28 protein-coding genes and 3 tRNA genes are annotated in these 25,913 nt (G+C 66.4%); 20 read left to right on the forward strand and 11 right to left on the reverse strand.

Annotated elements, in window-relative coordinates:
* Positions 1-543, reverse strand: a 543-nt coding sequence (locus RTN46_RS09795; RefSeq protein WP_312180939.1) for a PTS sugar transporter subunit IIA, incomplete at its 3' end; no start/stop codon positions are given.
* Positions 543-1,604 (reverse strand): hexose kinase, encoded by a 1,062-nt coding sequence (locus RTN46_RS09800; RefSeq protein ID WP_312180941.1) that lies wholly within the window; start codon positions 1,602-1,604, stop codon positions 543-545. The genes RTN46_RS09795 and RTN46_RS09800, both read right to left, overlap by 1 nt.
* Before the next feature lie 150 nt (positions 1,605-1,754).
* On the opposite strand from RTN46_RS09800, the gene RTN46_RS09805 reads away from it, so the two are divergent.
* The 3 genes from RTN46_RS09805 to RTN46_RS09815 all read left to right on the forward strand — a co-directional run bounded on the left by RTN46_RS09805 (position 1,755) and on the right by RTN46_RS09815 (position 3,700).
* Positions 1,755-2,414, forward strand: a complete 660-nt coding sequence (locus RTN46_RS09805) for a phospholipase (protein WP_312180943.1) — start codon at positions 1,755-1,757, stop codon at positions 2,412-2,414.
* A 139-nt stretch (positions 2,415-2,553) separates the two neighbouring features.
* A complete protein-coding gene (locus tag RTN46_RS09810) occupies positions 2,554-2,820 on the forward strand; it encodes a GlsB/YeaQ/YmgE family stress response membrane protein (RefSeq protein ID WP_312180945.1) in 267 nt (88 codons plus the stop codon).
* Between the two features lie 133 nt (positions 2,821-2,953).
* Positions 2,954-3,700 carry a hypothetical protein gene (locus RTN46_RS09815; RefSeq protein ID WP_312180946.1) on the forward strand — a complete coding sequence of 249 codons (747 nt, stop codon included), beginning with the start codon at positions 2,954-2,956 and terminating at the stop codon, positions 3,698-3,700.
* Here RTN46_RS09815 and RTN46_RS09820 read toward each other — a convergent pair.
* Positions 3,697-4,956, reverse strand: coding sequence for a DUF445 domain-containing protein (locus RTN46_RS09820; protein ID WP_312180947.1), 1,260 nt, complete (start codon positions 4,954-4,956; stop codon positions 3,697-3,699). The genes RTN46_RS09815 and RTN46_RS09820 overlap by 4 nt on opposite strands.
* Positions 4,957-5,221: 265 nt before the next feature.
* Here RTN46_RS09820 and RTN46_RS09825 point away from each other — a divergent pair, with 265 nt between their 5' ends.
* The 3 genes from RTN46_RS09825 to RTN46_RS09835 are packed head-to-tail and all read left to right on the forward strand — an operon-like array spanning position 5,222 to position 8,396.
* The gene (locus RTN46_RS09825; RefSeq protein ID WP_312180949.1) at positions 5,222-6,121 is read left to right on the forward strand and encodes a glycerophosphodiester phosphodiesterase family protein; all 900 of its coding nucleotides are present in this window, start codon (positions 5,222-5,224) and stop codon (positions 6,119-6,121) included.
* A 14-nt stretch (positions 6,122-6,135) separates the two neighbouring features.
* On the forward strand, positions 6,136-7,989 hold the full coding sequence (locus RTN46_RS09830; protein ID WP_312180951.1) for a glycoside hydrolase family 15 protein: 1,854 nt from the start codon (positions 6,136-6,138) through the stop codon (positions 7,987-7,989).
* Entirely contained in the window at positions 7,986-8,396 is a 411-nt protein-coding gene (locus tag RTN46_RS09835) for a hypothetical protein (RefSeq protein WP_312180953.1), read from the forward strand. Before RTN46_RS09830 ends, RTN46_RS09835 begins: the two co-directional genes overlap by 4 nt.
* 22 nt (positions 8,397-8,418) lie before the next feature.
* Here RTN46_RS09835 and RTN46_RS09840 read toward each other — a convergent pair whose 3' ends face one another.
* The 3 genes from RTN46_RS09840 to pta form a co-directional block, all read right to left on the reverse strand.
* Complete coding sequence (locus tag RTN46_RS09840) at positions 8,419-8,820, reverse strand: hypothetical protein (protein ID WP_312180955.1); 402 nt, start codon at positions 8,818-8,820, stop codon at positions 8,419-8,421.
* 155 nt (positions 8,821-8,975) lie between these two features.
* A complete protein-coding gene (locus RTN46_RS09845; RefSeq protein ID WP_312180957.1) occupies positions 8,976-10,112 on the reverse strand; it encodes an acetate kinase in 1,137 nt (378 codons plus the stop codon).
* Entirely contained in the window at positions 10,113-12,185 is a 2,073-nt protein-coding gene (pta, locus tag RTN46_RS09850; RefSeq protein ID WP_312180959.1) for a phosphate acetyltransferase, read from the reverse strand.
* A 167-nt stretch (positions 12,186-12,352) separates the two neighbouring features.
* Here pta and RTN46_RS09855 point away from each other — a divergent pair, with 167 nt between their 5' ends.
* The 4 genes from RTN46_RS09855 (at position 12,353) to RTN46_RS09870 (ending at position 15,958) form a co-directional block, all read left to right on the forward strand.
* A complete protein-coding gene (locus tag RTN46_RS09855; protein WP_312180961.1) occupies positions 12,353-13,873 on the forward strand; it encodes an amino acid permease in 1,521 nt (506 codons plus the stop codon).
* 63 nt (positions 13,874-13,936) lie between these two features.
* On the forward strand, positions 13,937-14,287 hold the full coding sequence (locus RTN46_RS09860; RefSeq protein WP_312180963.1) for a thiamine-binding protein: 351 nt from the start codon (positions 13,937-13,939) through the stop codon (positions 14,285-14,287).
* Between the two features lie 17 nt (positions 14,288-14,304).
* Positions 14,305-14,994: an O-methyltransferase gene (locus tag RTN46_RS09865; protein WP_312180965.1), complete on the forward strand. Its 690-nt coding sequence runs from the start codon at positions 14,305-14,307 to the stop codon at positions 14,992-14,994.
* Positions 14,995-15,064: 70 nt separating this feature from the next.
* Positions 15,065-15,958 (forward strand): fused MFS/spermidine synthase, encoded by an 894-nt coding sequence (locus RTN46_RS09870; RefSeq protein ID WP_312180967.1) that lies wholly within the window; start codon positions 15,065-15,067, stop codon positions 15,956-15,958.
* A gap of 55 nt (positions 15,959-16,013) precedes the next feature.
* Here RTN46_RS09870 and RTN46_RS09875 read toward each other — a convergent pair whose 3' ends face one another.
* Positions 16,014-17,444 (reverse strand): NCS2 family permease, encoded by a 1,431-nt coding sequence (locus RTN46_RS09875; RefSeq protein ID WP_312180969.1) that lies wholly within the window; start codon positions 17,442-17,444, stop codon positions 16,014-16,016.
* Positions 17,445-17,644: 200 nt separating this feature from the next.
* Here RTN46_RS09875 and RTN46_RS09880 point away from each other — a divergent pair, with 200 nt between their 5' ends.
* A complete protein-coding gene (locus RTN46_RS09880) occupies positions 17,645-18,640 on the forward strand; it encodes a universal stress protein (RefSeq protein ID WP_312180970.1) in 996 nt (331 codons plus the stop codon).
* A gap of 18 nt (positions 18,641-18,658) precedes the next feature.
* Here RTN46_RS09880 and RTN46_RS09885 read toward each other — a convergent pair whose 3' ends face one another.
* The gene (locus RTN46_RS09885; protein WP_312180971.1) at positions 18,659-19,588 is read right to left on the reverse strand and encodes a cation diffusion facilitator family transporter; all 930 of its coding nucleotides are present in this window, start codon (positions 19,586-19,588) and stop codon (positions 18,659-18,661) included.
* A 9-nt stretch (positions 19,589-19,597) separates the two neighbouring features.
* Complete coding sequence (locus RTN46_RS09890; RefSeq protein ID WP_396157591.1) at positions 19,598-19,969, reverse strand: metallopeptidase family protein; 372 nt, start codon at positions 19,967-19,969, stop codon at positions 19,598-19,600.
* A gap of 201 nt (positions 19,970-20,170) precedes the next feature.
* Between RTN46_RS09890 and RTN46_RS09895 the strand changes: the two genes are divergently transcribed.
* The 9 genes from RTN46_RS09895 to RTN46_RS09935 all read left to right on the forward strand — a co-directional run bounded on the left by RTN46_RS09895 (position 20,171) and on the right by RTN46_RS09935 (position 23,671).
* A tRNA-Glu gene (locus RTN46_RS09895) sits at positions 20,171-20,243 on the forward strand.
* 60 nt (positions 20,244-20,303) lie between these two features.
* Positions 20,304-20,377, forward strand: a tRNA-Asp gene (locus RTN46_RS09900).
* 58 nt (positions 20,378-20,435) lie between these two features.
* Positions 20,436-20,511: transfer RNA gene (locus RTN46_RS09905), tRNA-Phe, on the forward strand.
* Between the two features lie 138 nt (positions 20,512-20,649).
* Positions 20,650-21,093, forward strand: coding sequence for a pyridoxamine 5'-phosphate oxidase family protein (locus RTN46_RS09910; protein WP_312180973.1), 444 nt, complete (start codon positions 20,650-20,652; stop codon positions 21,091-21,093).
* A gap of 224 nt (positions 21,094-21,317) precedes the next feature.
* Complete coding sequence (locus RTN46_RS09915; RefSeq protein WP_312180987.1) at positions 21,318-21,770, forward strand: Asp23/Gls24 family envelope stress response protein; 453 nt, start codon at positions 21,318-21,320, stop codon at positions 21,768-21,770.
* Between the two features lie 83 nt (positions 21,771-21,853).
* Positions 21,854-22,045, forward strand: coding sequence for a DUF2273 domain-containing protein (locus RTN46_RS09920; RefSeq protein WP_066300812.1), 192 nt, complete (start codon positions 21,854-21,856; stop codon positions 22,043-22,045).
* 11 nt (positions 22,046-22,056) lie between these two features.
* The gene (locus RTN46_RS09925) at positions 22,057-22,440 is read left to right on the forward strand and encodes a hypothetical protein (protein ID WP_312180975.1); all 384 of its coding nucleotides are present in this window, start codon (positions 22,057-22,059) and stop codon (positions 22,438-22,440) included.
* The gene (locus RTN46_RS09930) at positions 22,437-23,039 is read left to right on the forward strand and encodes a DUF6286 domain-containing protein (RefSeq protein WP_312180977.1); all 603 of its coding nucleotides are present in this window, start codon (positions 22,437-22,439) and stop codon (positions 23,037-23,039) included. The genes RTN46_RS09925 and RTN46_RS09930 overlap by 4 nt, the downstream gene beginning before the upstream one ends.
* Positions 23,036-23,671 (forward strand): hypothetical protein, encoded by a 636-nt coding sequence (locus RTN46_RS09935; protein ID WP_312180979.1) that lies wholly within the window; start codon positions 23,036-23,038, stop codon positions 23,669-23,671. The genes RTN46_RS09930 and RTN46_RS09935 overlap by 4 nt, the downstream gene beginning before the upstream one ends.
* A 205-nt stretch (positions 23,672-23,876) precedes the next feature.
* On the opposite strand, the gene RTN46_RS09940 is transcribed toward RTN46_RS09935, so the two are convergent.
* Together RTN46_RS09940 and RTN46_RS09945 are read right to left on the reverse strand one after the other, a co-directional pair.
* On the reverse strand, positions 23,877-24,731 hold the full coding sequence (locus tag RTN46_RS09940; protein ID WP_312180981.1) for a hypothetical protein: 855 nt from the start codon (positions 24,729-24,731) through the stop codon (positions 23,877-23,879).
* 2 nt (positions 24,732-24,733) lie between these two features.
* Positions 24,734-25,537 (reverse strand): exodeoxyribonuclease III, encoded by an 804-nt coding sequence (locus RTN46_RS09945; RefSeq protein ID WP_312180983.1) that lies wholly within the window; start codon positions 25,535-25,537, stop codon positions 24,734-24,736.
* Between the last annotated feature and the right edge of the window lie 376 nt (positions 25,538-25,913).

A 25,913-nucleotide genomic window follows, 5' to 3' on the forward strand; every position in this document is an offset into this window, starting at 1 on the left:
GCCCCCTGCTGAGCCTGCGGCGCTGGCCCCTGAGGCGGCCGCTGCTCCTGCTGTTCCTGTGGTCGGCGCCTGCTGCCCTTCCGGTGCTGGCCCCAGGCCGAGCGCCCCGTCAACGAGCTCCACAATTGCCTGCGGTGTCTCGGCGCTGCGCAGGGCAGCCGTGAAATCCTTTTTGATCAGGGACCGTGCCAGTTTGGCCAGCAGCTGCAGGTGCTCCTGGTCAGCGCCCTCGGGTGCTGCGATGAAGAAGACGATGTCCGCCGGTCCGTCCTTGGCGCCCCAGTCGACAGGCGGCTGCAGGCGGGCCATGGCGAGGCTCGCCTGGGTGACTGCGGCGGACCGGCAATGCGGAATGGCAATGCCGCCCGGAACGCCGGTGGCGGTTTTCTGTTCCCGGGCCATGGCATCGGCATAAAGTCCGTCGAAGCCGGTGGACCGTCCGGCGGCCACGACCTTCTCGGCCAGAAAGCGAATGACCTGTTCCCGGGTGCTGCCCAGATCCTGGTCCAGGGTCACCAGGTCCGGAGTAATAAGGTCTGACATCAGGCTTGCTCCTTAGACGTGGCTGACGCCGGCCCCCGCCGGGCGCTGGATGCAGGGACCGGCTGCCGTTCAACCGGCAAAACCGTGACTTCGTCGGGACGGGTTTCCGTAAGTGTCGGCACGGTCGACCCGGGCAGCGAAGCTGCTGCTGCCCCGTGGGCAACGGCCTGGCGCAGGCAGTCCTGGGGTGGTTTGCCGGCCGATGCCGCCAGTAGGTAGCCGGCCAGCGAGGAGTCTCCGGCGCCGACCGTGGACCGGGCAACGACCGGAGGATGCGTGGCCAGCCAGGCGCCGTCGGCCGTCACCAAGAGTGCGCCTTTGGCACCAAGAGTGGCCAGGACGGCCCGGACTCCCCGCTCGATGAGCGTCAACGCAGCGCCAGCAGCGAGGACAGGATTTGCCTCAAGCTCGTCGCCGGTGGCGATGCCGGTGACTTCAGCCAGCTCTTCGCCGTTGGGCTTGAGGAGATCGGGTGCCGCGTCGTGCAGCAGCGCGCCGAGCAGGGGAGGACCGGAGGAATCGATGGCCAGGGAGGGCGTGTTGTGCGGGAAGCGCTCCCGCACGGCATGGGCAATCACTGCGTAGTAGTCGGGCGGGACGCCGGGAGGCAGCGATCCGGCCAGCACCAGCCAGCTGGCCGGCTGTGTTCCCTCCGGCCCGGCACAGGCCTCGAGCGTCAGGGCCAGGAGGCGGTCCTGGGCTGCCGTGCTCACCTCGGGGCCCGGCAGATTGACCTTCGTGGTGGTTCCGTCGGGGTCAGTAAGCGTGAGATTGCCGCGAAGCGCAGCGCCGATCGGCAGGTTTAGGTAGTCGATTCCCGCGGTCCGCAAAGCTGCTATGACCGGATCATCGTTGTCTCCGGGAAGCACGGCGACGCAGGCTGTTCCGGAGGCCGTAAGCGCCCGGCAGACGTTCACGCCCTTGCCTCCGGGTTCTTCATGGAAGCCGGCAGCCCGCTGGACCGCCCCCGGGCGAAGGACTCCGGCGAGTTCGACCGTCCGGTCCAGGCTGGGGTTGGCGGTGAGCGTCACGATGGCTCCCCGGTTCGTCCCTGCGTGCATGGTGCCCCCACAATCAGTGGCCGCGGCACACGTCTGTGCGCTGTCTGAAACTTTAGGTTCCTGCCATGCCCAACACAATGGGTCTCCCGCGGGCCGGGCGGGCACGGGGCAAACACGCCCGGGCCACGGTCCGGCACCTACTCTGGAGGCATGCATCACATGATCTGGTCAGCGCCTGCTGCCGAGCGTCCGGGCACCCACCTCTTGGTAATGCTCCACGGCTACGGGTCGGATGAAACCGCCATGAAAGCGATTTTCCCCTCCCTGCCGGCCGGGGTCACCGCGGTGGCCTTGCGGGGCAGTTTCACCGTCGGGGACCGGTTTGGCTGGTTCCTGCTGGATCCGACGCTGGAAGCCGACGCCGCCGATGTCCTCCAGGCGGGCTCGGAACTGCTGGCCACGATCACATCCCTGCAGCAGCAGGGGAGTTTTACCGGTGTCTCCCTGCTCGGATTCTCGCAGGGGATGGCGATGGCAGTGACCGCGCTCCGGCTGCGCCCGTCCGGATTCGCCAGTGCCGTGGGCCTCTCAGGATTCGTGGTGGAAAGCGAGCTGCTGGCCATGGCGGAACCGCTGGCCAATCCGGTGCCTTTTTTCTGGGGAAGGGACCGTGCCGACTGGGTGATCCATCCGGACGCCATAGAAGCCGGACGCCGGTGGCTGGAGCTGAACACCCTCCTGACCGCCAGGACCTACCCCGGGATGGGGCACCGGATCGGAGCGGAGGAGATGCGCGATATTGCCGTTTTCCTACGCATTTTTGCCCTTGGCGCAGATAAATATAAGGTCACTGAGTATCGCTCTGACTAGGCACGATACTCAAAACGAGGGTTGATTTACGGAAATCCGGCTTCGCATAAGCATGCTTATGAAGTAAGCTTATGGAAAGCGCGGCCCACAGGCCACGTTGGCTTTCACCAGTCACTCACACGCAGCAAGGAGTATTCACATGGGTATCATTGCTTTCCTTATTTTGGGACTTATTGCCGGCGCCATTGCTAAGGCGCTGCTTCCGGGACGCCAGGGCGGCGGATGGGTTATTACCCTCGTGCTCGGCGTCGTTGGCGCCCTTCTGGGCGGTTTCATCGGCGGAGCCCTCTTCAACGTTCCCCTCGAGAACTTCTGGTCGCTGCAGACCTGGATCGTCGCCATCCTCGGCTCGATCGTCGTCCTGCTGGTTTACGGCATGATCACCAAGCGCGGTGCTCGGGCCTAACCAGGCCAGGCCGCGGGCAGAGTCCGCAGCCGACGAACGGGCCCACGGGAGTTATTCCGTGGGCCCGTTCGTGTTTAACTCCGCTCGCGTACGCTGAGTGGGCGGATATATCCGGTACATGTAAGGAGCGTTCATGGGCTTTAAGACCAACAGTGCACTCAGAGTTGCCGGCGGTGCCGTCTTTGACCGGGACGGCAGGCCGAAGACCGCCGTCGCCCGCGGAATTGAGCGGGCAGTGGAGGTGCAGCGTCCACTGGTCCTGGCCAATATCCGCCGCCTGCAGCGCCGGCATCCAGACGCGTCGGCGGCGGAACTCGTCAAGATCCTGGAGCACCACTACCTCGCGGCTGTCTCCGGAGGCGGGGCAGCCGTCGGAGCGACCGCCGTCGTGCCCGCGGTGGGAACGGCTGCAGCCCTGGGGCTGTCAGTTGCTGCCACCTTCGGGTTCCTTGAAGCCACCGCGCTGTACGCCCAGTCCGTGGCGGAACTGCACGGGGTCCGCCTTCAGGACCCGGAACGGTCCCGGACCATGGTCATGGCGATCATGCTTGGCGAGGAAGGCACCGCCATGATGCAGCAGCTGAGCAAGGGCCAGCCCTGGGGCAGCGCGCTCGGCGGGGCGTCTTCGGGAATGCTGGGAAGCGTCGGCTCCTCCATCCGGAACCAGTTCATGAAGAAGATGCTGGCCCGGCAGGGTTCGGTGATCATTGGCCGTGCACTGCCGCTGGGCATCGGTGCCGTGATCGGCGGGGCCGGAAACTACACGATGGGCCGCTCGGTCATCAAGGCAGCCCGACGGGCCTTTGGCGAGGCCCCGAAGGCCATCCCGGGCGAACTGGCCAGGGATATCGAGGATCTTCCCGAACGCCGGTCCGCCTAGCCGAAGATCGCGTGGGCCACCGTGAAGATGGCCAGCCCGGCGAGCGACCCAACGACGGTTCCGTTGATCCGGATGAACTGCAGGTCCTTACCGACCTGCAGTTCGATCTTTTCCGAGGTCTCCTGGGCGTCCCAGCGTTCGACGGTCTCGGAGATCACCCCCGAGATGTCCTTGCGGTAGGTCCGGACCAGATAGCCGGCCGCGTCCGCGATGTAGGCGTTGACCTTCGCCGCAAGCTCCGGATCGCTGACCAGCCGTGCCCCGAAGTCCTGGACGGCTGCCTTGAAATTGGTGGTGAGTTCACTCTCGGGATCGTCCACCGCGTCGGCCAGGGCCGTTTTGATGGTGCTCCAGGTCTGAGTCACCAGCTCGCGGACCCGGGGATCATCCAGCACCTGCTCCTTGATGTGCTCAGCCTTGGCCATGGCCTCAGGGTCATGCTGGAGGTCCCTGGCCAGTCCGCGGAGATAGTCATCGAGTGACCTCCGGACCTGATGGTTCGGGTCATCCTGCACGGCAGCGAGGAAGCGGCTCAGTTCCACCTGGACGCGTTCACCCACCAGATCGTCAAGGAACCCGGGCACCCAGGACGGCGAGCGTTCGGCAACCAGCCGGGAAACGACGTCGGGGTTCTGCTGGACCCAGTCACTCAGGCTGTCCACCAGCAGGTTCACCAGCTGGTGGTGGTGCCCCTCGTCGAAAACCCGTTCTGCCACGCGTCCAACGGGCGGGCCCCAAGGCACATCCACCACGTGCCGGCGGAACATGGACTCCAGTACGTCCCGGACGGCGTCGTCGTCGAGCACGCGGAGGATCCCGCGGATTGCCGCCGCTCCTTCGGCCGCCACCCGGTCGGCACTTTCGGGCCGGGACAGCCAGGCCCCGGCCCGCTGGGCTATTCCAATGGAGGCCAGCTTGGCCGCCACGACCTCGTCGGAGAGGAAGTTATCCTCCACAAAGTCTCCAAGCGTGGCGCCGATCTGGTCCTTGTTCCGCGGGATAATCGCGGTGTGCGGGATCTTGATGCCCAGCGGATGCTTGAACAGCGCCGTCACCGCAAACCAGTCAGCCAGCGCACCGACCATCCCGCCTTCGGCAGCGGCCCGGACGTACTGCAGCCACGGATAGGTGTCCTGCAGGGCGAATGCGATAACGAATATGATTCCCAGGATGACCAGCAGGCTGGTGGCCACGAGTTTCATCCGGCGCAGGGCTGCGGCCTTTACGGCGTCCTTCTCCAGCAGTGGCGTGCTCATCGGTGTGCCTTTGATCCGGTTGCGGGCAGGTACGGCGGCTTACCGCGCAGGTGCGCGGTAATCCAAGTAGGCAGGCGACCAAACATGTGAAGCAACTCCCGGGCTAGAGTGCGGGACGGCGTATTTCCAGGCCCCCGGATCTTCGGGTGCCTGCGCGAACCGGCACTTGCCATCTAACCAGCACCGGGGACTTCCGCGCCACGCGCGGCGGGCTCTGGCGGATACTGCGCTGATTGGTGCTGCCGCCTCGCGTACCGTGGAGCCCGTGCGATCCCTCATCTACGCCCACCGCGGCTCCAGCGGAGACTATGCAGAGCACACACGCGCCGCCTACCTGCAGGCACTGGCCGACGGCGCCGACGGCGTGGAGTGCGATGTCCACCTCAGCAGTGACCGCCAGCCGGTTCTCATTCACGACGCGACGGTTGACCGCACCTCCAACGGGACCGGCCCCGTTGCCTCGCACACCCTCGGCGAGCTGCGGAACCTGGATTTCAGCAGTTGGAAGCAGGTTCCTGTCCCTTCCGGATACGGGACGCCGGCCGAACAGTTCCTCACCCTCGCCGACCTGCTGGACCTGCTCGCAGCCGCAGGGCGGGAGGTTGGCCTGGCGGTCGAGTTCAAACAGCCGGGACCCTTCGGGCTGGAACTTGAAGATACCGTCCTGGCATTGCTGGCAGCGCGCGGCTGGGAGCCGGCAGCCTCCCGGCTTGGCGCGGTCACGATCAGTTTCATGAGCTTCAGCCCGGACACCGTCCGCCACCTGCGCCGCAGCGTGCCCGCAGCCTACGTGTGCCAGCTGCTGGCCGACGTCGACGGCCCCGCCGTGGCTGAAGCCGCAGCGGTGCTGTCTCCGGGAGCCGATGCTGCCGGGCTGCTGCGCCGGGCGCTGGCTGATGGGGAGGAACTGGTGTCGACGGGAGCGGCGGGCATCGGTGGTCCGGGAGTTGGCTATCTGCGGGCGCATCCGGAAAAAGTCACCGGATGGGTGGAATTGGGCTCCACCGTCCGCGCCTGGACGGTGGATGATCCCGCCGACGCCGAGGCTGCGTACCGGCTCGGCGTGCAGGAGTTCACCACCAACTATCCGAAAAGGCTGCGCGGTGTCCTGGCTGGGCTTGAGGGTGCGCCAGCAGGGCCGGGGCAGGTTGTGCCCGACCGGTAGGCCCCCGGAGGCTCGTGTGGTTGAGTGGTGCAATGGCCACTCCGATTGAGGACTACGCCCTGATCTCCGACCTCCATACGGGGGCGCTGGTCTCCCGCGCCGGAAGCATTGACTGGCTTTGCCTGCCGCGTTTTGACTCCCCTTCGGTATTCGGCGCGCTCCTCGGAAACCAGGACCACGGGCGTTGGCTGCTGGAACCGGTGGCGTCCGGCGCACGGGTGCTGAGCCGGACCTATCTGGACGCCAGCTTCGTCCTGCAGACCGTGTGGCGGACCAACGGAGGCGAGGTCCTGGTTACTGACTTCATGCCCATCGGTGACCGGCGGGCCGCGGTGATCCGGCGTGTCGAAGGCCTGCGCGGCACCGTGGAAATGCGGCAGGAACTCCAGGTCCGGTTCAACTACGGGAACACCGTGCCCTGGATGCGGCGGCAGCGCCATGAGGGGGCCGAGCGGCTGCTGGCCATCGCCGGGCCCAGCGCGATGGTGCTGCATGGCGACAGCATTCCACGCGGCAGCGACCACCGGCATACCGGGAGGTTCACGGTCCGTGAGGGGGCCACGGTGGACCTGGAACTACTCTGGTACCGCTCGCACCGGGAGACTCCGGAGAAGGCAGACGTGGACGCCGCCCTGGCATCAACCACCCGCTACTGGCAGGAGTGGGCAGGCCGCTGTGTGGACCTGGTGCGCTACCAGGAACCGGTCCGGCGCTCGCTGCTGGTGCTGCGCGCCCTGACGAATGAGGACACCGGCGGCATAGTCGCCGCCCCAACGACTTCCCTCCCGGAGGAATTCGGAGGCACGCGCAACTGGGACTACCGGTACTGCTGGCTCCGCGACGCGGCCCTCACACTGGAAGCCATGATGACGCACGGCTTCCACGACGAAGCCCTGCACTGGCGGAACTGGCTGCTGCGGGCCGTAGCCGGGGATCCGGAGGATCTGCAGATTATGTACACCGTTGACGGGGACCGGGACCTCCCGGAACGGATCCTGCACCAGTTTCCCGGCTATTTGGAGTCCGTTCCCGTCCGGCTCGGCAACGGTGCCGTTGACCAGTACCAGGCCGACGTCGTCGGGACGGTCATGGTGGCCCTGGCCCGCCTGCGGGACCGGGGGGTGAAGGAGGACAGCTTCTCCTGGGCGCTGCAGCGTGCCCTTCTGGGTTTCCTTGAACGGCATTTGGAGGAACCGGATCACGGCATATGGGAGGTCCGCGGCGAACCGCGGTACTTTACCCACTCCCGGGTGATGATGTGGGCGGCTTTTGACCGGGCCTGCCAGGCAGTCCGGGAGGACGGGCTGGAAGGCCCGATTGAGCTGTGGGAAGCGCTGCGCGATGGCCTGCGCACGGAGATTCTGGACCGGGGGTATGACCCGGCACTGAATTCCTTCGTCCAGTACTACGGAAGTGCCCTTCCGGATGCCTCCCTGCTGCAGCTGCCGCAGGTCGGCTTCGTTCCCTATGACGATCCCCGGATGCTGGGGACGGTGGCCAAGCTGGAAAAAGACCTGCTCAACCGGGAAGGACTCCTGCTGCGGTACGCGAGCGGTTCAGGTGTGGACGGCCTGGAACCGGGGGAGAACCCTTTCCTGGCCTGCAGCTTCTGGCTCGTCGAGCAGTATGCCCGGACTGGACGGTCCGACGAGGCAGGGGAGCTGATGGACCGGCTGATCGGTTATGCGAACGAGGTTGGCCTGCTTAGCGAGGAATATGACACAGTGATCGGGCGTATGGCCGGGAATTACCCCCAGGCTTTCTCGCACCTGGCCCTGGTCCGGGCCGCGGATGCCATCCACGTGATGGAAGCCGAGCAGCACAGCTTCCGAGGCCGGTCCACACCTCCGATGGAAAGAAGCTCATGAACAAGCCCATCAACAAACAGGCAGTTTCCGCAGCCGCCATGGCTGCTCTGCTGAGCGCCAGCGCCATCAATCACTTCCGGAACCCGGGGTTTTATGCCGCGGTGGTGCCCCGCAGCCTCTGCCGCGACAAGGACGGCCGGTTCGGTGTGCTGACCCGCGGGCAGTGGATTTCTGCCAGCGGCGTTCTCGAAGGCGTCGCCGCAGCGGGCCTGCTGCTCCCTGCAACACGGAAGGCCGCAGCCACCGGAACCGCCCTGATGTACGCCGGGTTTATCTCCGGTCACCTCAGTGCCCTGGAACGCGCTTTCGGCCAAAGGGGGTCGGACCGCGAGAAGGTTATCCACAGCCTCCGGCTGCCCTTGCAGCTGCCGCTCATCCGGTGGGCCTGGAGCCTGCGGAAGCCGTAGTACCAAAACCGCCTCGAGTAGGTCAGTCGGGCTGCCTGGACGGGCGGAAAACGGCTGTATCGCGCTGCAGGAAGGCCATCTCAAAGGCCTGCGCATTGCTCAGGGGTGCCCATGATTCGAAGATGCGGGGCGGTGGGCAGGCCGGCAGCCGGGCAGGCAGCTGGACCGCAACCGTTCTCTGTCCACCCTCCAAGGGAAGAGGACGCACCTGCTCGGCCCGGAGCAGCAGCTCGTCCAAGGCGGTAGCCTCCAGATGCAGCGCCTTGGTCAGGTTGACCACCATGTTGGCACCGAGGGTGGCGGTGTGCCGGAGGATCTCGAGCAGGTCAGGGCAGTTCGCCGGGACCAGGCATCCGCGCACTTCAATGCACGCCAATGAGGCTTTCGTGTCGATTCGTACCAGTACCCGCAGGGTGTGTTCCATGCCAGCTCCACACAAGAGGGGATCCGCGGCTTCTGCTTAACCTGGCCAGAAGCTTAGCAAGCTAATTCCGGCTGTGTCGCTGTCTTGGAAAGCCCCGGTGCCCTTTACCAGGGGTACCCGCCGGTAGGGTTGCACCCCCTGTGAAGCGGGGGGCATTATTCGCGGCCGGCAGCCAGCACGGTGTCCGCAGTTGCCTCCGCGATCGCTTCTTCCTCGTCCGTCGGGACCACCAGCACCTCGATGGCCGAATCCGGAGTGCTGATCCGCCGCACCCCATCAGACCGGAGGCTGTTGGCCGCTTCATCGATCCGGATATCCAGGGCGCCAAGCAGGCCCACCACCCGGGCCCGGAACGCGGCGTCGTTCTCTCCAATTCCGGCAGTGAAAATGATGGCCCGGGCGCCGTCCACGGCCACATGGTAGGCGCCAATGTACTTTGCCAGCCGGTAGGCGGAGATTTGCAGGGCCAGTTCGGCCTGCTCGTTTCCCGCATGGGCGGCAGTGGTTATCTCCCGCATGTCAGCGGCGCCGCCGAGGGCGAGCAGCCCGGATTCACGGTTGAGGAGGGTGTCGATCTCATCGGCGCTGTAGCCCTGCCGGGCGAGGAAAACCAGGACCGAGGGATCGACGTCACCGCTGCGGGTCCCCATCACCAGCCCGGCGAGCGGGGTGAACCCCATGGACGTGTCGATGCTCTGGCCGTTCTTCAACGCCGTCACCGAAGCGCCGTTACCCAGGTGGGCCACGACCGCATCGAACTCCTCCAGCGGGACGCCCAGGAAATCCGCTGCCAGTTCGCTGACATACGCGCAGCTGGTGCCGTGGAAGCCGTACCGGCGGATTCCGTAGCGCCGGTAAAGGGACTGCGGAATGGCGTACCGCCAGGCGCGCGGCGGGAGGGTCCGGTGGAACGCCGTGTCGAAGACCGCGACCTGGGGGATGCCCGGATAACGCTCGGCGACCGCGCGGATGCCCATGGCGCTTGCCGGATTGTGCAGCGGTGCCAGCGGGCTGAGCCGTTCAATGGCGCGGGTGATCTCATTGTCCACCAGCACCGGCTGGCTGAAGCGCTCGCCGCCGTGGACGACGCGGTGCCCGACGGCTTCGATCTGCTTTCCCTGCAGCGCCTGCTGGACCTCGCCGCTGAGCTGCAGCAGGGCCGCACGGTGGTCCGGGACCTCCGTCCCGCCGATCCGCTCGATGAGGCCCTTAGCCAGGATCTCGTGGGTATCGGTGTTGCGCACCTGGTATTTCAGCGACGATGAGCCTGAGTTGACCACCAGAATCAGCATTTAGTCCTCCTGCGCCTGGACGGCGGTGATGGCCACGGTGTTGACGATGTCCTCCACCGTGCAGCCGCGGGAAAGGTCGTTCACGGGTTTGCGCAGGCCCTGGAGGACCGGCCCGACGGCGACGGCCCCAGCGGACTGCTGAACCGCCTTGTAGGTGTTATTACCGGTGTTCAGATCCGGGAAAATGAACACGGTCGCCTGCCCGGCCACGGAGGAGCCGGGAGCCTTGGACGCCGCGACGGAGGCGTCCACTGCGGCGTCGTATTGGATGGGGCCCTCCACTGGAAGCTCCGGGCGGGCCTTGCGCACCAGTGCCGTGGCCTCGCGGACCTTGTCCACCGCCTCCCCGTACCCGGAGGTTCCGGTTGCGTAGGAAAGCATGGCTACACGTGGGGCGACGCCGAACTGGGCGGCGGTGTCCGCGGAGGCCTGGGCAATGTCCGCCAGCTGTTCGGCGTTGGGCTCCGGGTTCACCGCGCAGTCCCCGTAGACCAGGACCCGGTCCTGGAGCAGCATGAGGAAGACCGAGGACACGATCTGCGCGCCCTCCTTGGTGCGGATGAACTCCAACGCGGGCCGGATTGTGTTGGCCGTGGTGTGGGCGGCCCCGGAGACCATGCCGTCCACCCGGCCCAGCTTGACCATCATGGTCCCGAAATATGCCCCCTGCTGCATACGTTCCTGCGCGTCCTCCAGGGTGACGCCCTTCTTGGCGCGCAGCTGCTGGTATTCCCGCGCAAAATCATCCCGAAGCCCGCTGGTTGCCGGATTGATGATGGTGATTCCGCTGAGGTCGATACCCTCGCTGGCGGCCAGCTCCCGGACCTGGACCTCGGGACCGAGGATGGTCAGGGCGCACACATCGCGGCGGTGCAGGATTTCCGCCGCGCGCAGGATCCGGACGTCCAGGCCTTCGGGCAGCACAATGTGCCGCCGCTTGGTCCGGGCCCGCACGATCAGTTCGTTCAGGAAGCGCAGGGGTGTCGTTTTCTCCGGACGCGGAAGCTCCAGCCGCTCGAGCAGCTCCTTCTCATCCACGTAGCGTGACCAGATGCCGAGGGCTGCCGCGACCTTGCGGCGCTGGCCGGTGGTGATCTCACCGCGGACCTGGCTGACATCCCGGGCCGTGGTGTACGTGTCGCTGTCCACCGCAAAGACCGGGAAAGGGGCCTGGGCGAGCAGGGCCAGGATGCCCGGATCCAGGGGCAGGGCTCCGGTGAGGATCATGCCGCTGGGCACCGGGAACTCCGACGAAAAGGAGGATGCGAGTGCAGCGACCATCACGTCGGCGCGGTCACCCGGGGCGATCACCAGGGAGCCGTCGGCGAGCTGGGTGATGAAGTTGCTGACGGTCATGGCCGCGACCTTGATGCCGGTGACGTCGCGTTCCAGGGACCTGCTGCCGGCAATCTGCCGGGCGGACAGCGCCTTGGCGACCTCGGAGATGGAGGGCTGGGAGATTTCATTCAGCTCAGGAAGTACATAGACCGGCCGGTGCGAGGCACCTGGCCTGACATGAGCCCGGACCTCATCCACCGCTGACTCCTCGGCCCGGTTGACCATCATGGCCAGCAGGTCGCACTTGGCGGCGGCCAGCTGCTGGCGGGCGACGTCCACGGCATCGGCAACCTCGTTGACGGGCATGTCCCTGGCATTGACCACAGCCAGGACCATGGCACCCAGGTTGTTGGCCAGGCGGGCGTTGAGATCGAACTCCAACGCGACGTCGTGCCCAGCAAGGTCTGTGCCCTCCACGATAACCACATCGCAGTTCGCGGCGATCTCGCTGTAAATGGCCAGGCAGCGGGCATCCACTTCGCCGCGCTCCCCGGCCACGAGCAATGCGCGCAGCTCGGGGCGGGTCAGTCCGCCGCGGCAGTTGGAGGTGCTTAAGTTGAAACGTCGCTGCATCAGGCGGACAACGGGGTCGGCGTCGCGGTCGGGGCCTTCCACGATTGGCCGGAAGAAGCCCACCCGGTCCGCATGCCGGTGCAGCATATCGGCGAGGCCCAGGCTGACCAGCGACTTTCCCGATCCCGGCGTCATCGCGCTTACATAGATTCCGCGGGCCATGGGGGCTTCCGATCTCTAGGAGGGGCCCGCCACCTGGTCCTCGCGGGGCGCGCCACCTCCATCCTCCCAAATGCCCGCTGCACTTCGCTACCGCCCTGTGGCTACACTTGTACCCCTTGGCCCTCCTGGGGGCCGTTCCGCCAACGCCCAAAAGCAAGGATCCCGGAGTGAGCCTGTTCCGAACCAAGCCCATTGAGAAGTCTCTGGCCGACGCCGATGAGGAAGGCCGCCGCCTCAGGCGCTCGCTGACAACGTGGGACCTGATGATCATGGGGGTGGCCGTCGCAGTTGGGGCGGGCATCTTTTCCGTGGGAGCGAAGGCAGCGGCCGATTTCTCCGGCCCGGCGGTCACCCTCTCCTTCGTGCTGGCTGCCGTCACCTGTGCGCTGGCGATCATGTGTTATGCCGAGTTCGCCACCGCGATTCCAGTGGCCGGCTCCGCATACGTCTTCAGCTACGCCACGATGGGGGAGCTGGTCGCCTGGATCATCGGCTGGAACCTGATCCTGGAGCTATTCACCGCCGCGGCCGTCATCGCCAAATACTGGGGCATCTACCTCAGCGAGGTCTTCGCCCTAATTGGCTGGGACATTCCGGCCACCATTTCCTTCGGGCCGATCGACATGACCTGGGGTCCGTTCCTGATCGTCGCGCTCTTCACGGTGCTGCTGGTCATGGGCACCAAGCTTTCGGCCCGGGTCGGGAACGTCTTCACGCTGATCAAGATCGGTGTGGTCCTGTTCGTCATCATCGCCGGCTTCTTCTACATCGACTTCGATAACTACACCCCGTTCATCCCGGACGCCGTTTCCACCGAAGGCACCGGAACCGAAGGGGTAATGGCCCAGTCGCTTTTCTCCTTCGTGACCGGGGCTGCCCCGGCCCAGTACGGACTGGGAGGCGTCTTCGCCGGCGCCGCCGTCGTCTTCTTCGCCTTCATCGGGTTCGACGTCGTCGCCACCTCAGCGGAAGAAGTCAAGAACCCGGGACGCACGCTCCCGCGCGGCATCTTCGCTGGCCTCGCCGTCGTGACGGTCTTGTACATCGGCGTTTCGCTGGCCCTGACCGGGATGGTGTCCTACACGGAACTGGCTTCGGCGGAAGCGCCGAACCTGGCCACGGCGTTCACCCTGGTCGGCAACACCGGCGCTGCCCAGGTGATCGCCGTCGGCTCGCTGATCGGCCTGACGACCGTCATTATGGTGCTGCTGATGGGCCTGGCCCGGGTGGTGCTGGCCATGTCCCGCGACGGGCTGCTGCCCCGCGCCCTCTCCAGGACCAGCTCCAAGCACGCCACCCCGGCCCGGCTGCAGATCCTCTGCGGCGTGCTCGTGGCACTGGTGGCCGGGTTTACCCAGGTGGACGTCCTCGAGGAAATGATCAATATCGGCACGCTCTCGGCCTTCGTGGTGGTCAGCGCCGGTGTGCTGGTGCTGCGGCGGAAGCGTCCGGACCTTAAGCCGGCCTTCCGGGTTCCCTTCGGCCCGGTGCTCCCGGTGCTCTCCACCCTGCTCTGCGCGTACCTGATGACCAACCTGTCGGTGGAAACCTGGATTCTCTTTGCAGGCTGGCTGGTGCTCGGGTTTGTGGTGTACTTCGGCTACAGCCGCCGACGCTCGCGGCTGAACCCGGCTGTGGAGCAGGAAGAGGCGGCAGCGGCAGCCCGCCAGACGGCCGAGGAAGGGTAGGGCTGCGTTGCGCGGTGCTACGGAGCGGTTCTTGTTTTGCCTCCCCGGTGGCAGACTGGGGCCATGCTTGTAGCCTTCTCAGTTGCTCCCTCCGGCGTTGGTCCGGAGACCGGCCCCGGCGGGCCGTCCGCTGACGCTTCGGTGCACGACGCCGTTGCCGCCGCCGTGAAAATCGTCCGGCAGTCCGGGCTGCCGAACCGCACCGACGCCATGTTCACCACCATTGAGGGTGAATGGGATGAGGTCATGGAGGTGATCCGGCGCGCGACCGAAGCCGTAGGGCGGTACGGCAGCCGGGTTTCACTGGTGCTGAAGGCGGATATCCGTCCCGGCCACACCGGTGAGCTGACCGGCAAGGTCGAGCGGCTGGAAGATGTCCTGGCCGCCGAAGACGAATACCGCGGGCACTCGTAGGTCCCGGAGAGGCACCCATGGCAGACCAGCACCAACGCAGCAGCGCGGGAGACGGCACCCAGGCGTGGGCCGGCGTCGATTCCTACTTCACCGGCGTCGTCGTCCACCCCGACCCGGCGCTGGTGGCGGCGGTGGAAGACTCCGCCGCTGCGGGCCTTCCGGCCATCGAAGTAACCCCGGCGCAGGGCAAGTTCCTGATGCTGCTCGCGCAGCTCGCCGGCGCCCGCCGCATCCTGGAGATCGGAACCCTGGGCGGATTCAGCACAACGTGGCTGGCACGCGCCCTGCCAGCGGACGGGGCCCTGGTCACCTGCGAATACGTACCCCTGCACGCGGAGGTGGCGCGGAAGAACCTGGACCGTGCCGGCGTCGGGCATCTCGTGGACATCCGGGTCGGAGCCGCGCTGGACACGCTTCCCACCCTGGAGGCGGGCGAGCCGTTCGACCTCGTGTTCATCGACGCGGACAAGGAAAACAACCCCGCCTATCTGGAATGGGCCATCCGCCTGTCCCGGCCGGGCACGGTGATCATCCTGGACAACGTGGTCCGCTCCGGCGGAGTTCTGGATCCTGAGGGCGATTCCGCCGTGCAGGGTACCCGGGACGCGCTGGAACTGCTTGGTTCGCACCCGCGGCTTCAGTCCACGGCGCTGCAGACCGTGGGAGCCAAGGGCTGGGACGGCTTCGCCCTGGCACTGGTGGGCTGAGCCCGGATACGTTCCGGCCCGCCTAAGCTGGACGCATGAGCTTTGTGCAATTCCCTCCGGCTGGGCCCTGATGGGCAGGAAACGCCCCGGCCGGACCTCTCCGGAACAACAACCTTCCGCTGACGGTGCCGGCCCCGTGCCTGGCCGGTATGAGATCGACACCGGTACATGCGAGCTTCTTCCGGACCAGTTCTCCTCCTCCGGCTGGCTGTTGAAGATCAACGGAGTGCACTCCTCCCACATTGACCTGGCGGATCCGCGCGAACTCGACTTTGAGTACATGCGCTGGATCGCCGCCCTGGTCGAGTCCCGGTTCGAGCCGGAAACGAAGCTGCGTGCCCTGCACCTGGGCGGGGGCGCCTGTTCGATGGCCCGTTACTTCGCCGACGTTTATCCGAATGCCCGGCAGGTGGTCGTGGAGCTGGACGGCCGGCTCGCGGAGCTGGTGCGCGGCTGGTTCGACCTGCCGCGGGCACCGCTGATGCGGCTGCGGGTAGGCGAGGCCCGTGAGGTCACCGAGTCCCTGAGCGAGGGCAGCCGGGACCTGCTGATCCGCGACGTCTTCGCGGGAGACAAAACCCCGCTGCCGCTGACCACGGCCGAGTTCATCGGCCACGCCAAGCGGGTGCTCGCTCCTGACGGCCTGTACGTGGTCAACTGCGGAGATGCCCCTGACCTGCGCACCGCCCGCCGGGAGGCCGCAACCATCGCCGCTGCCTTTCGCCACACGGCGATCATCGCTGATCCGGCCATGCTCAAGGGCCGCCGCTACGGCAACATCATCATCGCGGGGGCGGACGTACCGCTTGCCCTGGACGCAGCCCTACCCCGCAGGCTCCTCGGCGGGGCCGTGCCGGCCCAGCTTTGGGACGATGCGAAGGTGCGCGGGTTCGCCCGCGGCTCCCAGGTGCTCCTCGACGCGGAAGCCGGAGTACGCCCCGGCAGCGGACTCACCCCGGCCTAAAACGAAAACGGTGCCCTGCCGGATGGGCAGGGCACCGTTTCAAAGGGGCTGGAAGCTATACGCCCAGAGCGGCTTCGATCGGACCGACGCAGAAGAAGACCACGAAGGCGGCGGAGACGATCCACATCACCGGGTGAATTTCCTTCGCCCGGCCCTGGAAGACGCGGATCAGCACGTAGGAAACGAACCCGGCACCAAGGCCGTTGGCGATCGAGTAGGTGAACGGCATCAGGGCGATGGTCAGGAAGGACGGCAGCGCCAGCCCGATGTCCGACCAGTCAATCTTGCCGACCTGGCTGACCATCAGGTAGCCGACGACGACGAGAGCGGGGGCCACGGCTTCGAACGGCACCAGGTAGATCAGCGGGGTGAGGAACATGGCCGCGATGAACAGCAGGCCGGTGACAATCGAGGCCAGGCCGGTGCGGGCGCCTTCGCCGATGCCGGCTCCGGATTCAACGAACAGCTGATTGGAGGAGACGCTCGCGCCGCCGCCAATAATCGCGCCGGCCGCGTCCACCAGCAGCACGCGCTCGGTGTTGGGGATGTTGCCGTCCTCATCGATGCTGCCGGCTTCGCTGGACAGGCCGACCATGGTGCCCATCGCGTCGAAGAAGATGCTCAGGAGGATCACGAAGGCCAGTAGTGAGGCACCGATGATGCCAAGCTTCTCGAAGGAGCCGAAGAGGCTGAAGTTACCGATCAGGGACAGGTCCGGGGCGCCCCATTCGGGCATGCTGGGGGTGACCAGCGACCAGCCGGTGGCCGTGCCTGCGCCCTGGCTTCCGGGAGGTGCCACGGCCTCGATGATCACGGCAAGGACGGTGGAGGCAAGGATGCCGATCAGGATGGCGCCGCGCGTCTTGCGGGCCATCAGCCCGATCGTGAGGATCAGGCCGAAGGCGAAGACGAAGGTGGGCCAGCCCAGCAGGGCGCCGCCGTCGCCGAGCTGCACCGGAACGGTGGTGCCGGCGGCGTCGGGGATGCGGCGGACGAAACCGGAGTTCACGAACCCGAGCAGCGCGATGAACATACCGATGCCCACGACGATCGCAGTCTTCAGGCTCGCGGGAACGGCCTTGAACACGGCCGTCCGGAACCCGGTGAGGACCAGGATGAACATGGTGATACCGGCCAGGACCACCAGGCCCATAACGTCGGCCCAGGTGAGGTTGTCATTGGTGGCCACGGTTACGGCCACGAACGCGTTGACGCCCAGGCCGGTGGCCATGGCGAACGGGTGCTTGGCCCAGGCGCCCATGATGATGGTGAGCACGCCGGCCACCAGTGCCGTGGCGGCTGCGATGGCAGGGCCGCCGAGGGACCGTCCGGAGCCGTCTTCGCCGCCGAGGATCAGCGGGTTGAGCACCACGATGTAACTCATGGCGAAGAAGGTGGCCAGACCTCCGCGGATCTCTGTCCCTACTGTGGAACCGCGCTTGGAGATTTCAAAATACCGGTCCAGTCTGGAACCTTGCTTGAGCATGACGGTTTTCCTCTGAAGATGTGTGTGGTGGCAGGGGCGCAGATATCCGCAATCCGATAATAGTCCCGCGCGCAAGATCGCCCTTAATCGTGTCTGCGCGTGTTGGTTGCACCGCGCCGGCCGTGCGCTAAGACGCAGTAGGCTGGCATCAGGAGCACAACCAATGGTGGTTGCATGCATGGACCCGAAGGGAGCCGGTTATGTCCGATTCAAAGTGGAATGCGGCCTCGGCCCGGTCCGGGATCGTAGTAGGCGTTGACGGTTCGGACCAAAGCATCTGCGCACTGACCTGGGCGGCGCGTGAGGCCAGGCGACGCAGTGCCCCGCTGCACGTGGTGACCGCCTATACCGTGCCCATCTTCGCCGCCTCCTCGATGGACGCCGGCTACACCGCCATCGATGACGCTGTGATCCGTGACGGTGCCCGCTCCGTCCAGGAAAAGTCCCTGGCCCGAATTTCCCCGCACGGCCTGGAAATCATTCCCCGCATCGAGAGCGGAGATGCCGCCGCCGTCCTGCTGGAACTCTCCGAAGACGCCGAACTGATGGTCGTCGGCTCCCGGGGGCGCGGCGGATTTGTGGGACGGCTGCTCGGCTCTGTCTCCAGTGCCCTCCCGGCCCACGCCAAATGCCCCACCGTCATCGTTCCCCTGCGGACCGCCGGACGGCTGCCCGAATCGGGCGTCGCGGCACCCGCGGGCTCACCCGTGGCTGACGACGTGCACCAGGCCGTAGTAGTCGGCGTGGACGGTTCCGAGCAGGGGCGCGCCGCGTCGCTGGTCGCAGCCGAGCACGCCCGCAGTATGGGACTTCCACTGCGGATCATGTGCGCACTGCCCCCGTTCAGCGGTTCGCTGGCCTGGGTGCCGGCGCCGCTCGACGTCGAAGCTCTGCACGCCGACCTGATGGTGCAGCTCGCCGCGGGGCGTGAGTGGCTGCAGAGCCATTTCCCGGACCTGGAGATGTCAGTGGAGCTCGTGGACGGCCCGCCCGCAGAAGTGATGGTGGAACGCACGGCGAAGGCGGAGCTGGTGGTTCTCGGAACGCGTGGACGCGGCGGTTTTGCAGGGATGCTGCTGGGGTCGACCAGCCAGAGCGTGCTGCACCATGCCAAGGGCCCGGTGATGGTTGTCCCCGACCACGAGGACCCGCGCCTGGCCGACAGGGAGAAGTTCGGCCCGATGGTGGAGCCCTAAGCGCCGCCAGACCGCTGCTTAGGCATGCCGTTCACCTTCATGGACGGCATGCCGCTCGGGTTCGAGCTGGAACGTGCAGTGCTCGGTATCGAAATGGCTTGAGAGGCAGCTGCCCAGCCGGTCCAGGATGGTGTCCATCCCGTGCGGGGTCAGGTACTGCTCGTCCACCACCACGTGGGCGGAGAACACCGGAACGCCGGACGTGATGGTCCAGATGTGGATGTCATGGGCGTCGGTGACGCCGTCGACCGAGATGATGTGCTCGCGGATCATCGCGACGTCCACACCCTGCGGTATCGCCTCCAGCAGGACGTCGATCACCTCGCGCAGCAGTGACCAGGCGCGCGGAAGGATCATGAATGCGATCAGGATCGATGCCCAGATATCCGCCTGCTGGTAGCCCGTGAGCATAATCACGACGGCGGCCACCACCACGGCAGCCGAACCCAGCAGGTCCCCGAGGACCTCCAGGTAGGCTCCGCGCACGTTCAGGCTTTCCTTCCGTCCGCCGCGCAGGATCAGCAGCGAGACCAGGTTGGCGAGCCCGCCGATGATGGCGGCGAAGAGCATGATGCCGGTCTGTACTTCCGGCGCTTCCCCGATCCGGCCTATCGCCTCGGTGAAAATTACGACGGCGATCACGATCAGCAGCAGCGAGTTGGCCAGCGCGGCCAGGACCTCGGCGCGCTGGTACCCGTAGGTCCGCTTCGCCGTCGCCGGCCGTCCGGCGATCCACGAGGCGAGCAGTGCGATGGAGACGCCGGCGGCGTCGGAAAGCATATGCCCGGCGTCGGCCAGCAGGGCCAGCGAGCCGGACACCAGTGCACCAACGGCCTGGATAACGACCACCGAAATGGTGATCAGGAAGACGGCGAGGAGCCGGCGGCGGTGCTTGCCGGTTGCAGTGCCCTGCGGGAGGCCATGGCTATGGCCGGAGTGATTCCCCATGCTTACAGGCTATCCCCAGCCGAGTTCGTGCAGCCGGGCGTCATCGATCCCGAAGTGGTGGGCCACTTCGTGGATGACGGTGATTCTGATTTCGTCCACGAGCTGGGCCCGGGTTTCGCACATCCGGGTGAGGGGGCCGCTGAAAATGACGATGCGGTCAGGCAGTGAACCCGCTCCCCACCAGGAGTCCCGTTCAGTCAGGGGTGTGCCGTCGTAGAGGCCCAGGAGCTCCGTGCCGGGATCTTCGCCGGGTCCAGGAAGGTATTCGTCCTCAATAAAGATGGCCACGTTGTTCATGGCCTTGGCCAGGTCGGCGGGAATGGAGCTCAGGGCGTCGTCGACGGCGGCTTCAAAGTCGTCGGGAGATATCTCGATCGGCACGGCTCCACTCTAGTCTTGGGCCCTGTTGAAAGGCTGAAGGTGTGGGGTCCTGGCCCGCGCCGGCCCTGTTCTGACGGGGAGTTGGGGGACGATTTTGGAAATTCCGGAACTTGGCCCTATAGTTTTATAGGTCCGCAGCCGGGAAACGCGACTGACGCCGAGAAGTTCGGGGTTAGTCAAGTTGAACGCTGCGTGTTCTGAGCCCCCATCGTCTAGCGGCCTAGGACACCGCCCTTTCACGGCGGCGGCACGGGTTCGAATCCCGTTGGGGGTACTCATGAAGTGGTAAATCACCCGCTGAAAAGCTGGTAGAGTTGACACTCGTGAAAAGTATGGCCCTGTAGCGCAGTTGGTTAGCGCGCCGCCCTGTCACGGCGGAGGTCGCGGGTTCAAGTCCCGTCAGGGTCGCTCAGATTTTCTGAAGCGATTTGGAAGATCTCGGTGATCATCGTTTTTGATGATGCCCGGCTCTGTAGCTCAGTTGGTAGAGCGTTCGACTGAAAATCGAAAGGTCACCGGATCGACGCCGGTCGGAGCCACCAGCTAAAAACCCCGCACTCACTGAGTGCGGGGTTTTTCTTTGCCCAAATCCGGGTTTTTTGCGCTGCCGGGCCCGGGCGCCCTGTTCATCTCCTCTTTCGCCGGGTTCACTGGAACGCCCGAGACTCTGGAGGACAATGATGTTTTCAAGCACTGAGCGATTCGAGTGGGATTCGGTCAGCCCCCATAAAAGCCAGGAGCTCAGCGAGGCGGAGTGCTGGTCGCTGCTGAGCGGCGAAGATACCGGGCGCATCGCGTTCCTGCAGGACGGCCGGGTGCTGGTCTTCCCGGTGAACTACCTGCTGCATGGGAACTCCGTATACTTCCGGACCAGCAGCCAAAGCGGTCTGGCCCTGCTCCCGGGGGACCTCAACAGCTCTTTCCAAGTGGACTCCCACGACAGTGAGCGCATGGATGGCTGGTCGGTCCTTGTCAGCGGGCGCGCCAACGCAGTCAAGGAAGGCGCCCTGCTCACCACGCTGTGGGGGCTGCGGGCCCCGGCACCGTACGGCGGTGGAGAACGAAACCTGTTCGTTGGCATCGACCCAACCCGGGTGACCGGCCGGCGGGTACGGATGGGCTGACCCCTTCCCTGCCCAACGAAGCAGGTGAGGGGCTAGGCTTGACTCTTATGGATGAAGCCCAGAACATGCCGCCGCACGGCCCGGCCGGAGCATCCACGCCGCCTCCCGGGCCGGGTCCCAAACCGCATGGCCCGGACGGCAGCCCAGCCGTCCCCGTGCCACATGCGCCCGCGGGCGCCGCTCCTGCGGATGCCGCTCCCGGCGGTTTTCCTCCTGCCGCTTCGTTGCCTGGGGCTGTTACCCCCGCAACGACCGCTCAGGCGGCTCCCGGTGCGGAAACCGGAGGGCGCACGGCGATCTCCGAACAAGCTGTTGCCAAGGTTGCGGCTATAGCTGCCCGCGCTGTTCCCGGCGTCCACACGCTCGGCACCGGTAGCGGCCGGACGCTCGGAGCGGTGCGCGACGCCGTCGCCGGTTCCGACAGCAGTGCCACCGCCGGCGTGAACGTCGAAGTGGGGGAGACCGAGGCCGCCGTCGACATCACCCTGGTGGCCGCCTACGGCACCCCGCTGACCGGGATCGCCGATAACGTCCGGCACGCCGTCTACGCGGCGGTTGAGGACCTGGTGGGACTGAACGTCGTGGAGGTCAACGTCTCCATCGCCGACGTTTTCATCCCCGATCCCTTGGACAACCGGATTGGTCAACGCCAGCCGGGTGGAAACAGCCAGGAGTAGCCGTGCGTCAACTGCGCCCGGGCATTGAAGGAACAACCAACGCGGCTCCGGTCCCGCACAGGACCGAAAGTAAGGCAGGCACAATGAAACCGACCGTGGTGGGCATGGCAGTAGGCGCCGTGCTGGCCTTCACTGCCCTGATTTTCGACTTCTGGGGCTTCCTGCTGATGGCGCTGTTCATCGCCGTCGGAGCCTTCCTGGGCCGTGCGGCAGAAGGCAAGGTCGACTTCCGCAGTGTGCGGGATGCGCTGACCGGGCGCCGTTCGTCCTCGTGAGCAGTGCCGTTATGACCGCACCGGCCGGGACCCGCAGCACGGCCTCCCGCCTGGCAGGACACAACCGGATCAGCACCCAGGCCCTTAGCAGCACGGCGCAGGCCGTGGCTGCAGAGCACTTTGGCATCCCGGCCTCGGCGATCCGGGTCAGCTGGAGTGATGACGAGGGCCTCCTTGCCCTGTCCCTTGCCCTGCCGGTCACGATGCCGCCATTGGATGCGGTGGTGAAGGACCCGGGCTTGGTGGAGCGCACCGGAGGGTCTGTGTGGGAACGGGTTCATGCCGCCAAACCGGTGCTGCTGCAGCGCATCACTTATCTCACCGGATCCATCCTTTCCCTGGTGGACATCCGGGTGACCGGGATCCGCGTCCAGGAAGGGAGCCGGGTCCGGTGACTGCCCCCACCGCCGCACCGCCGGCCGAAGCCGCCATTCAGCGGATAGTGCGGCGCGAAACCCACGCCGCGCGCACGGTGCCCGTGATCATCGCCGCAGTCTTGGGAATCCTGTTCTGCCTCTACGTACTGCTGGAATCGATCCTGCAGACCCTCGGCCAGGCAGCCTGGCTGATCGACCCGCCTACTTTCGCGCACTGGCTGGCCGGACTGCCGAGGAACGCCGACCCGGTGATCCTGGGACTGGCTGGCGCCCTCGTATTTATTGCCGGGTTGTGGTTTTTCCTCATGGCCGTCCTCCCCGGGCGCCGCGCCCGTTACGCCATCCCCAACCCGCGCGCCGCCGTCGTGGTTGAGGCAGAGGTGCTGGCCGCCTCGCTGGCCCGCCGCAGCCGGCTGACGGCCGGAGTCACGGCTGGCCAGGTGCTGGTGACCGTGGGCCGCACCCGCGTCGAGGTCCGCATCCGTCCCACCTCGGGCATCCCGGTGGACGCAGCGGCGGTGCGGGCGGCCGTGGAAGATGAGCTCGCGCTGACCGGGTTGGATCCCCAGCCCGCCGTCCAAGTCCAGGTTTCCACGATGGGGGCGATCGGCCAGTGAACCGCACACCCCGAATCCTGAACCGCGTCCTGCTGGGGCTGGGAGGTCTGCTGCTGCTGGCGACCGGCGCCGGCCTGATCCTGCTTACCACCAGCCCCGTGGCGGCCCGCTGGTGGCAGGACAATGCCCCGTTACTGATGGCCGGTGGCGGCCGCATGCTCGAGGACACTGCCATGCCCGGTCAGTCCCAGAGCTGGTTCTGGCCGTTACTGGCCCTGGCCATGGCCGTTGCGGTGGTACTGCTGGTCCTGTGGATCTCGGCTCAGGGCCGCGGCCGGGCGGACACTCTGGTGGCGGAGTACGACGACGAGGGCGCCCCGGGCCGCATCGTGATCAGCGGCGCCGTACCGGAACAGGCGCTGCGGGCCGCGCTGCTGCAGGACCCGGACGTCGCCTCGGTGGCAGTGAGCACTTGGGAGCTGGGCACCGGCACTGGCACCGGTACCGGTACCGGCACCGGGCTCCGGGTCCGGATTACGCCCCGGCAGGGAGCAGCCCCGCACTTGGTCGCGGCCGATGCCACCCACCTGGTCGACGCCATGGATGCTGCCCTCGGCCGCAGTTCCACCGTGCTGATCAGCCTGGAGGCCGGACCCCGCTACCGGCTCGGGCGCGAGGAGCGCGTGCGCTGACCCTGCAGGACCCGTACCCCGGATGTTCTGAAGCACGGATGTTGGGATGCCTGGGCGTTGGGAAGAACTGACGCTGGGAAGCGCGGACGCCCTAACGTTTACCACCGGGCCGCTACGAAGCGAAAGCGCCGTAACCCCGTACGCGACGAAGCACGGGCGAGGCAACCTCGGACGCCACGAAGCGAAGGCGCCGTAACCCCGGACGTTACGAAGCGCGGGCGAGCTGGCGGATCGGGATCCAGCGTCCGGCCAGCCGACGGTAGGCAGCCGCCGCGCCGGTCATGTCACCCTCAGCAAGGGACTCGATGCCCAGCCGCACGTCGGACGGAGAATCATCGGGGTACACCAGTTCCGCGACCGGCCCGTAATCCAGTTCCAGCACCGCGTCCGGGGAGAAAACTTCCAGCCAGGCCACCAGATTGGTCAGCTCATCCAGCAGGTCCAGCTCCGGTGCGGCCAGCGCCAGCGCGGCGGCGGCGTGCCGGGCCCGCTCAATGCACTGGTGGATCGGGGCGGACAGCCGGACGGTGAGGACCCGGCCGTCGTCCTCCACCACTTCGGCCTGGTCGTCCTCATGCAGCAGGACGAACCAGCCGAACGGCACACCCCAGGTGGCCGAGCGGGTGTGCAGCTTGGCCAGGGAATCAGCGAACGAGTCGGGGTCGATGCGCGCCGCATGGGCTTCGCGGGCGACCTCCGGCAGCAGCACATCGACCAACGGGCCGTGGACCGTCTCGCCAAGGGATTCGGCGGCAAGCGAGGTCCGGACCGCCAGCTGGTTCGGGCAGTACAGCCGGGTGGTGTTCCCGTCCGGCTCCGGGTGGTGCAGCACGCGGACCAGGTCGGTGGAATTATGCGGGAACGGGTCCGAAACGGCACGCACCAAGCGCCGGACGGCGTCACTGCGCTCGAGTACCTCGGTCTCATGCCGGGCCCGCGACCGCTGGTCCATGATTCTCAGCTGCTGCTCGTCGTCGAAGGCGTCCAGCGGTTCATAAACGCGCAGGTAGGACACGTACGGGAACGTGCGCCACGCGGTGACCCCCGGAGTCCCGGCCACGGCTAATCCAGTTCCACAATGACGGGAGCGTGGTCCGAGGCGCCCTTGCCCTTGCGCTCTTCGCGGTCGATGCTGGCGCCGGTCACCCGCGCAGCGAGTGCAGGCGAGCCCAGTGCGAAGTCGATGCGCATGCCCTGTTTCTTCGGGAAGCGCAGCTGCGTGTAGTCCCAGTACGTGTAGACGCCGGGGCCTTCGGTGTAGGGGCGGGAGAGGTCCTGGAAGCCGGCGTCCAGGAAGGACTGGAAAGCTGCCCGCTCGGGTTCGGTGATGTGCGTGGCGTTCTGGGCCCGGAACCAGTCGATATCCCAGACGTCCTCGTCCCGGGGAGCGATGTTCCAGTCGCCCATCAGTGCCAGGTTCAGGTTCGGATCCGCTTCCACCCAGGACGCCGCCTGGTCCTTCAGGACCTTGAGCCATTCCAGTTTGTACGGCATATGTGGGTCTTCGACCGCCCGGCCGTTGGGAACATAGAGGCTCCAGATCCGCACGCCACCACAGGTAGCCCCGAGTGCGCGGGCCTCGGCGGCCGTGGTTTCCTCGGTCTTGCCAAAGTGCGGCTGCCCCGGGAAGGTGCGCTCGACGTCGTCGAGCCCCACCCTTGAAGCGATGGCGACGCCGTTCCACTGGCTGAGCCCAAAGTGGGCGACCTCATAGCCGTTGGACTCGAACAAATCCCACGGAAAGTTCTCGTCCTTCGCCTTGGTTTCCTGGATGGCTAGGACATCAACGTCGGAGCGCTGGAGCCAGGCTTCAACGCGGTCGGCACGGGCACGGATGGAGTTCACGTTCCAGGTAGCAATCTTCACCCTTGCTACGTTACCCAATCCGGGCATCCGCGTCCTGCGGGTGCTGTTGGTGTGGCTTGCGGCCGCCCCGGGGTGCGCCCGCCGAGCGGGCCGGAACGGCGGCAACGAAATTCCTCGCTCGCAGGGCTCGCAAGGAATATTAAAGCCGCCTAGCCCGGCCCGTCCGGCGGGCTGGTTCGGCGCCCGGGGCATCAGGCTGGCCGCGTGGTGTTTGCTCGCCGGGAAGGGGGCCGCGGAACTGAGTGTGCAGATATGGCGGGTCGGGCGGCGTTCTCAACATTGAGTGTGCAGATATGGCGGGTCGGGCGGCGTTCTCAACATTGAGTGTGCAGATATGGCGGGTCGGGCGGCGTTCTCAACATTGAGTGTGCAGATA

Origin of the sequence: Arthrobacter sp. (assembly GCF_031988865.1) — a bacterium.
GTDB lineage: Bacteria > Actinomycetota > Actinomycetes > Actinomycetales > Micrococcaceae > Arthrobacter_B.

Bases quoted from the DNA above. Each gene is read 5' to 3' on its own strand.
- RTN46_RS09885 (WP_312180971.1), bottom strand. From the start codon at position 19,588: ATGGGGAATCACTCCGGCCATAGCCATGGCCTCCCGCAGGGCACTGCA.
- RTN46_RS09870 (WP_312180967.1), top strand. From the start codon at position 15,065: ATGGGCAGGAAACGCCCCGGCCGGACCTCTCCGGAACAACAACCTTCC.
- RTN46_RS09920 (WP_066300812.1), top strand. From the start codon at position 21,854: ATGAAACCGACCGTGGTGGGCATGGCAGTAGGCGCCGTGCTGGCCTTC.
- RTN46_RS09865 (WP_312180965.1), top strand. From the start codon at position 14,305: ATGGCAGACCAGCACCAACGCAGCAGCGCGGGAGACGGCACCCAGGCG.
- RTN46_RS09820 (WP_312180947.1), bottom strand. From the start codon at position 4,956: ATGAGCACGCCACTGCTGGAGAAGGACGCCGTAAAGGCCGCAGCCCTG.
- RTN46_RS09875 (WP_312180969.1), bottom strand. From the start codon at position 17,444: ATGCTCAAGCAAGGTTCCAGACTGGACCGGTATTTTGAAATCTCCAAG.
- RTN46_RS09880 (WP_312180970.1), top strand. From the start codon at position 17,645: ATGTCCGATTCAAAGTGGAATGCGGCCTCGGCCCGGTCCGGGATCGTA.
- pta (WP_312180959.1), bottom strand. From the start codon at position 12,185: ATGGCCCGCGGAATCTATGTAAGCGCGATGACGCCGGGATCGGGAAAG.
- RTN46_RS09800 (WP_312180941.1), bottom strand. From the start codon at position 1,604: ATGCACGCAGGGACGAACCGGGGAGCCATCGTGACGCTCACCGCCAAC.
- RTN46_RS09840 (WP_312180955.1), bottom strand. From the start codon at position 8,820: ATGGAACACACCCTGCGGGTACTGGTACGAATCGACACGAAAGCCTCA.
- RTN46_RS09805 (WP_312180943.1), top strand. From the start codon at position 1,755: ATGCATCACATGATCTGGTCAGCGCCTGCTGCCGAGCGTCCGGGCACC.
- RTN46_RS09835 (WP_312180953.1), top strand. From the start codon at position 7,986: ATGAACAAGCCCATCAACAAACAGGCAGTTTCCGCAGCCGCCATGGCT.
- RTN46_RS09845 (WP_312180957.1), bottom strand. From the start codon at position 10,112: ATGCTGATTCTGGTGGTCAACTCAGGCTCATCGTCGCTGAAATACCAG.
- RTN46_RS09925 (WP_312180975.1), top strand. From the start codon at position 22,057: ATGACCGCACCGGCCGGGACCCGCAGCACGGCCTCCCGCCTGGCAGGA.
- RTN46_RS09910 (WP_312180973.1), top strand. From the start codon at position 20,650: ATGTTTTCAAGCACTGAGCGATTCGAGTGGGATTCGGTCAGCCCCCAT.
- RTN46_RS09810 (WP_312180945.1), top strand. From the start codon at position 2,554: ATGGGTATCATTGCTTTCCTTATTTTGGGACTTATTGCCGGCGCCATT.
- RTN46_RS09860 (WP_312180963.1), top strand. From the start codon at position 13,937: ATGCTTGTAGCCTTCTCAGTTGCTCCCTCCGGCGTTGGTCCGGAGACC.
- RTN46_RS09815 (WP_312180946.1), top strand. From the start codon at position 2,954: ATGGGCTTTAAGACCAACAGTGCACTCAGAGTTGCCGGCGGTGCCGTC.